The following is a 7,649-nucleotide window of genomic DNA, read 5'->3' as shown; positions in this document are numbered from 1 at the left end:
CGCCCGTCCTTAAAAGACGGGCGGGACGCCCATCCCACAATAATAATTAAAATTGTAAGTTATTTAATTCGCGATCCTTAGTAAGCTGCGCGGCCCGGCGCACCCTACTCGAACAACCACAATAAAATTGGTTTGCAGTATCGGAATGCAAGTCCTGATAAAAATCAGAGGACTTGCATTCTTCACTGCATACAAGGGGAGTTAGTAGTTACTGAACAAGATTTTTTTTAAAGAAAGTAGAATTAAAGATATTCGGTAGGGACATCAATAATGTTGTGTTGCTAGTGTGTGGTCGGCAATTGAGAATTGCTGCTTTCACCGCCGAACCGCTGAATTAAACACTTGGCAATTCGGGCTGCTGCACCGGGTTCTCCCATGCGGCGCCAGCCATTTTCAGCGATTAGCTGCAACCTGTCGGGGTCGCGGAACAAAGACTTCATGGCGCCGGCAACTTCGGCGGGATGTTTGACTAAAATTAATGACGGGCCTAACAGGCGACTTTGAGCTTCTGCAAAAGCGGGAGTAAATTGCGGACCGTTTCCGGGAATGGCGATCGCGGGTTTTCCTAAACCTACAAACTGTTCTGTAGCCGTTCCTGCCATTGCTATTGCTAAATCGGCTTCGTACAAACAATCGTTAAAACTTTGCTGAGTCAAAATCATCGTGGCGTTTCTCTGGACAAATGTCAAGGGCAATAGCAAATTAGGAGATTCTTTCCGAATTTCTTGATGACTGGAAACAGGAGGTCGCAAAATACTTCCTTCTCGCCGGTGCGTTCTAGTTTCGCCGTCTTGTCGCCAGCCGAAAAATTCTAAACTAGGTCGCAAAGCTTCTAAATTTAACTCGGGAGAAATGGCTCCGAAAAATAACAATTTGCGCTCGGCAAACAGCGACAAAATTCCGGCTACAGCCTCTACTATTAGCAGCCAATTAGCATAGGCTTCCGGCGCTCTAGAACCCGGGAGTAACGTGATGACGAGCGATCGCGAGCTTTCCCGAAACTCTGCGTCAGGACCGTAAAAACCCGCTGGGTTTTCCGGTTCGAGTCCGTCCATCATCGGATTTCCGAGATTGTAAGCCGGAATTCCCAGCTTTTGTAAAGTCTCGGCGGTGAGCGCATCCCTGGCAAAAACAGCCCGACAGCGCTCACGAGTCATCAACCAGCGCTCCCAAGGGAAATAAACCGATCGCGACCAAATCCACCCAGATCCTGCGAAGGATTTGCGAGCCAAAGGCCCGTCCTCGTCGCGCAAATAATACTCAGACTTTGCCGTACCGACAAAGGCATAGGGCGCGCCGCTGAGCCAAGCAAACAGCAGCGGTACAATATCCCCGCAGGCTAAAATAACGCCGTTTTGATTCCCCGACTGTTGTTGCGTCCGCACCCAAGCGCGGATGGCTTTAAACTGAGCTATGGTCAACTGAATCAGGCCGCCTCTGACATCGCGCACAAATTCCCTTCTGTCCATGTAAATAAAGCCGCCCGAAGGCATCCGCTGCACCGGGCCGATGATGCGGGCGTTTTCTAGTTGAGCAAAAGCTTGCCCTTCGCCCACTAGCGGAAACACGGCTAATTCTGGGGGATGTGGGTGCTGTTGCAGTTCCCGCAAGATGCGAAGGGCGATCGCGTCTTCTCCGTGGCCGTTACTGAGGCAAAGTAATTTCAATCCCAACTCTCTCAAAAACTCTATTGTCAAAAAATAGCCTGCCAACCCTGGGACTTCTGTCTAGGGATCAAAGGCAACTTTACACTTTAGTTTACCAGAAAATTGTTGTTTGAAATAGTACAAAACACGGTAAGAGCGAACCCGAGCAGGCGCCGATCAAAATCCCTGCTGTACCCAAAGATATCTGGCATTTAACAGCAGTTGCTCGGACTCGCTAGAGGGCTAATTATTCCGTGGCAAAACAACTTGTTTAATGTGGGGACTTACGACCGCCTGCAGTGACAATTGCCCGATCGACAATTGCCCGATCTCCGGCTTTCATAACGCAGCGGTAAGCTGCAGCGCATCTAGACGATCGGTTGCAGGCAAGCTTTCAACCACGATCGTCCTACTATTTCCCCTCGATATATTGCTTTAAAATATTCCGAATTTGTTTGAGTTTAAATCCCTTAGCAAGTTGGCGCAGCTTCGATACCAACGGCACTAATTTTTGATCTAAACTTTCCAGCTTAGCACTCTCCTCAAAAATTTCTTCAATGTCGCCCATAGCTGCGAGTTTCAAAATTTTTGCTACCGACTCAGAAGCCGCAGGTAACAGAGAAGAATAAGCAGGAAAATCAGATGCTGGTGACAAACTGAGAGTTTTGCGTTTTTGGCTTTCCGAAGATTCCTCGTAAATCCATTCTAGTCCCAAGTGCACGCGTAACTGTTCCAAAAAGTGATTTGCTTCGATCGGCTTGGGAAGAAAAGCATCGCACCCTGCGAGGATGCTCTCTTGCTGCGTAGCCTCGAAAACGCTAGCTGACATAGCAATTAACACTACATCTTTTAATTCCGGCAACTGCCGCAGTCTCCTTGCAGTTTCTAAGCCATCCATTACAGGCATCCGCAAGTCGATTAAAATCACATCCGGTTGAAATTCAACAGCTTTGCAGAGGCATTCTTGACCGTTTTCTACCTCTACAAGTTCAAAGCCCAAACGCCCCAGCAGCCTGCACAACAAATCGCGATTTAGCTGATTTTCGTCCACGATTAGGACTTTGCGCTTGTTACCGACAAAACCGACTACCCAGCGTTTTTCCCGCAAAGGAGACACCTCCTTGTACCGTTTGACGGAGGGCAGCTCTAAATCTACCCAAAAAGTGCTGCCTTTTCCCAAAGTGCTGTTGACGCGAATTTCGCTTCCCATCAGTTTCGCTAATTTCTGGCTGATCGAGAGTCCTAGACCTGTACCTTCAATAAAGGTATTACCTCCTACTTGGTGGAAGGGCAAAAATATTTCTTCTAACTTGCTTGGGTCTATTCCAGTGCCGGTATCCTCGATTTGAAAGCGGATTTTTAAAGCGTGTTTGGCTGCCTTCGCATTGTGAGTGAAGCGCATATAATTTTCTTTTAGTTCCGAACTCAAAATCGAGAATTCATAATTCTCTCCTTGACCTCGACTCCAGGCCCCCGTGCCGACATAGCCGACTTTGAAAGTCACTCCGCCGGTTTCCGTAAATTTAACGGCATTGCTGAGTAAATTTATGAGAATTTGGCGCAATCTTTTTTGATCGACACGGACGCAGCTAGGCAAGGGAGATACTTGTTCGTAAGTGAAGGAAATTCCTTTTTGAGTGGCTCGCATCTGAAAGAGGTCGGCAATGTTTTTTGTGAAATGTAGAAAATTTAACTCTTCCGGGTAGAGTTCCATTTTTCTAGCTTCGATTTTGGAAAGGTCTAAAACATCGTCGATTAACATCAGCAGGTGTTGACCGCACTGTTGAATATTGCTGAGACTTTCTTGGTGATCGGAGCTTAAGTCTTTGTCGGTTTTGAGAATTTGAGCGTAACCTAAAACGCCGTTTAAAGGCGTGCGGAGTTCGTGGCTCATGTTGGCGAGAAATTCGGTTTTGGCGCGGTTGGCGCTTTCTGCGACTAATGCGGCTTGTTGGAGGGCAGCTTCTGCAAGTTTGCGCTCGGCAATTTCGGTTTGTGCTTGTTGAAATAGCGTCGATTGCTGGATCGCGATCGCCAATTGGACGCACAATTGCCGGAGGGATTCTATTTCTGAGGCATCCCAGGAACGGGGGCCGCTGCAATCGTGAGCGATCAGCAGTCCCCAGAGCTGATTTTCTGCTGTCGGTTGGGCTTGGGAAATGCTTTCTCGTGCTTTTAAAATCGGCACTACTAACTTAGCTTTCACTTCAATTTTTTCGAGAAATTCAAGGTAGCCTTCGCTCAGATTTTCACTGTAAATATCTTCCACAGAGCGAGTATAGCCTTGCTGGTAAATATCAAGAAATTTCTCTGTAAAACACCGATCGAGATTGTTCAAACTTCGTATTGAAATTCTATTTTTTGCCACCGCTTCCACAAGTACAAAGCCGCTCCAGTCGGGATTAAAGCGGTAAATAACTGTGCGGTCTGTTTGCAAAAATTGCCGCACTTGTTCGACAGCAGTGGTGAGGACTTCTTCTAAATTGAGAGAGGAGCGAATGCGATCGAGCATGGCAACTACCAGCCGTTCTCGCCTTAATTGCTGCAGCAGCGCGAGCTCGGCTTGTTTGCGTTCGGTGATGTCGGTAATTACTCCCACTAGCCCGATTAAATTGCCAGCTTCATCTTTAATGCAGTCAGCGCGAAATAAAGTGGTTACCAGTTCGTTGGTTTTAGTTTTGATTTTGAGTTCGCCTTGCCAAGATTTGCCTTTACGGATGGTTTTAAACATTTCTACCAGCACTTGAGTTTGGGAGTAAAGCGCCGCTGCTCCGCCTGCTGCGTTCAGTTCTTCTGCTGTGTAGCCGTACCGCTGAACAAAGGCTTGATTGTGGTAGATCGATCGCCCTGTCAAGTCAGCAATGCCGATGGCGTCGCTGGTGCTTTCTACGGCTTGAGTAACTCGCAGCAAATCTAATTCTGCTTGCTTGCGATCGCTAATATCAGTAATAGTGCCGATATAGCCTTTAATTTCCTGCTTGTCTCCGATTTCTGCAATTGCCTGACCGATCACCCAAATTACACGACCGTCTGGACGCTGAAAGCGGTATTCTGATTTAAAAGGAATTTTTTCAAAAATTGCTCGATTCCATTCATTTTTTACCCGCTCCGCATCATCGGGATGTATGGCATTCATCCAGCCGCTTTCTGCTGCTATTTCTGCGTTTAATCCCGTGATTTCGCTCCACCGCTGATTCACATAAAGGCAATTTCCCAAGGTATCGGTGTGAAATATACAAACTGGCGATGCTTCTGCTAAAGTTTGGTAGCGGCGCCGGCTCGATCGCAGTGCTGATTCTACCTGTTTTCTCTTAGTGATATCGCGGACTATAGAAATTATCTCGCCACCTGCAAGCATGGTCAGCGAAAGTTCTTGAGGAAAAAAAGTACCGTCTCGCCGCTGACCAGTTGCTTCTATATTACAGTATCCTTTTTTATGTAACTCAGGCATTATTTCTCGTTCAATTTGTTGAATTTTTGGTCTGTCATAAAAAAGTTTCCAACTTTTTCCCAATAAATCGGAGGGATTTAAAAAGCCGTACATTTTGAGATAAGCCTGATTTGAATAAATATATTCTTCACTAGCATTGAGGATCGCGATACCGTCGTAAGCAGCGGCCATTGCTACTGCTTGTCGCTGGAGTTTTGACTCGGCTTGTTTGCGAGAGGTAATATCGTGACCGACGGAGTAGATTAAACCTTCTTCACTAAATGGCGATGCCGTCCACAGCAGGCATTTGTAAGAACCGTCTTTGCAGATATAGCGGTTTTCAAAGGAGATACTGGACGTACCGGCTAGGAGTTTTTCCCCTTCGGCTGCGGTGGCTTGTCGATCGTCTGGATGAACAAATTCGAGCATCGGCTTGGCAAAAAGTTCGGCGATGCTGTAGCCTAGGGCATTAGACCAAGCCGGGTTTAACCGTCTAAAATAGCCGTCAAAACCGACAATGCAAAGCAAGTCTAAGGAAATCGTAAAAAAGCGATCGCGCTCTGTTTGTGCCTGCTTTAATTCAGTGATATCCATCACTAAACCGTCCCAGAGAATATCGCCTTCGCTCCCAGATTTGCTCTCATTATTGAGCCTTTCGGGTCTCGCCGCTCCTTGCAGCCACTTAACTTTTCCAGATGGCAAAGTCTGCCGCCACTGCTGCTGCCAAGGTTCCAGGGTAGCGGCTGAAATTGCGATCGATGCTTCTAAATCTAAGAGATCGTCTGCGTTAATTCCGCTGAACATCAGTTTGGCATTTTGCTCTATTGCTTCTGCTTCTAATTCGTAGAGTTGGCGGCTGCCTGAAGAGACGTAGGGACAAGATATTTCTCCAGTTGGCGACCTTCGTAATTGATAAATTGCTCCCGGCAGGTTAGCTACGAGTTTTTGAAATCGAGCTTCGCTTTGTTCCAGAGCTTTTTGCTGCCGTCTGTATTCGGTAAAATCTCTAATTGTGCCTACTATTACTTTACTGCCGTCGGCTCTTTTAAATACGCTTTTCTTGGTCGAGATAATATGTTCTTTCCCTGCCGTGTCTGTGAATTTTTCTTCAGTTTCCAAGCAGATTCCCGTTCTCAATACTTCTTCATCTTTTGTCCAAAAAAAAGCAGCTTCTGATTGGAGGAAACAGTCATAATCTGATTTGCCGAGCAGTTCTTGCCGCGATTTGCCGACCAACTGACAAAAAGCATCATTTAATATCATCCAGCGGTGTTGCTCGTCTTTGACAAAAATTGGGTCGGGCGTAGCATTTATGGTGTGGTTTAAAAATTCTTCTGACGCTTTCAGTTTGGCTTCGTAGCGGTAGCGATCGCTCACGTCCAACACTACTTCAATCATCCGGTCGATCGACCCGTCCTGGCGGCGGATGCAGCGCAGGGAAACTCGCGTGTGAACTATTTCGCCGTCTTTTCTGAGCCACCTTTTGTCTAAGATGTAACCGTCGATCTTACCTGCTAACATCTGAGAAATTTTTTCAAAATTGGCATCCAAATCCTCTGGATGAGTCAACTCCCGCCAATTCTTTTGCACGAGTTCGTAGCGCTCGTAGCCGAGCAAATTGCACAGGGCATCGTTTACTTCTATCCAATTGCAATTTTGAGGAATTTCGCGGTCAATAATGGGAGCGATGATGGCAATTCCGATCAGGGAATTTTCCACCACCGAGCGATATTTTTCTTCGCTGTTTCGCAAAGCATCTTGACTATTCTGGCGTTCTCTGGCGTAACGGAGCGATCGAATTAACAGTTCGCTGTCGATTTTTCTTTTGACTAAATAATCCTGTACGCCGACCGAAATCAACCGCAGGGCAAGCTCTTCGTCGTTTTGGGCAGTCAGAACTACGATCGGCACATTTACTCCGTACTCTTGTACCCGAGCAACCGTTTCTATTCCCAGACTGTCTGGCAGTGAAAGGTCTAATAAAATTATGTCAAAATTTTCTTCATTCAATCGCTGCTGCGCTTCGCTGAGGCGCTCTACTTTCGTCAGCACTATACGCTGCACGCCGCCAATTCCTGACAGCAAATCTTCAATAAGCTCAGCTTCTTGAGGGTTGTCTTCTACTAACAGAACTTTAAAGCAGATAGGAGGCAAAGCTAAGTTAAAAACTGCTTTCATAATATTTCTTAATCAAAAAAATCTTAAACTAACTTGGATTTCACCTTTTATTTCCGCGGCTGTTATTGAATTGCACCTACATCTACATCGGCCGTTCTATTGCGGTGTGAGCTAGCGCTACAAAAATTATGTTTAATACTTATAATTATATCACGCAGTAACTCAAATGTCAACGCTAAACATTTTTTATTCTAACTGACAATTTATATCAGTTAAAAAAAAGAATGCAACTGTAAGCCCGTGCTTCCAACCCAGATAATCACAGTCATTCTCAATTATTCAATTCTTTAATCTCAAATCTAAAATGGTACTAACTTCTACCTTGTACCTTCTAGCTTCTGCCTTAAAATATAAGATTTAATTCAGCTTCCGCTGCCTTCTAGCTTCTACCTTCT

The 7,649-nt window shown here is 46.0% G+C and carries 2 protein-coding genes; both read right to left on the bottom strand.

What is annotated here, in order from left to right:
- Positions 1–281: 281 nt before the first annotated feature.
- The gene (locus tag QUB56_RS27080) at positions 282–1,697 is read right to left on the bottom strand and encodes a lipid-A-disaccharide synthase-related protein (protein ID WP_332959363.1); all 1,416 of its coding nucleotides are present in this window, start codon (positions 1,695–1,697) and stop codon (positions 282–284) included.
- A gap of 361 nt (positions 1,698–2,058) precedes the next feature.
- Complete coding sequence (locus QUB56_RS27075) at positions 2,059–7,254, bottom strand: PAS domain S-box protein (protein WP_332959361.1); 5,196 nt, start codon at positions 7,252–7,254, stop codon at positions 2,059–2,061.
- Positions 7,255–7,649: the final 395 nt, after the last annotated feature.

Source organism: Microcoleus sp. AR_TQ3_B6, from assembly GCF_036702785.1.
In the GTDB taxonomy this organism is placed as follows: Bacteria; Cyanobacteriota; Cyanobacteriia; order Cyanobacteriales; family Microcoleaceae; genus Microcoleus.
The sequence above is the reverse complement of the archived record's forward strand: the minus strand, read 5'-3'. Positions and strand labels throughout refer to the sequence as shown.

Bases quoted from the DNA above. Each gene is read 5' to 3' on its own strand.
- QUB56_RS27075 (WP_332959361.1), bottom strand. From the start codon at position 7,254: ATGAAAGCAGTTTTTAACTTAGCTTTGCCTCCTATCTGCTTTAAAGTT.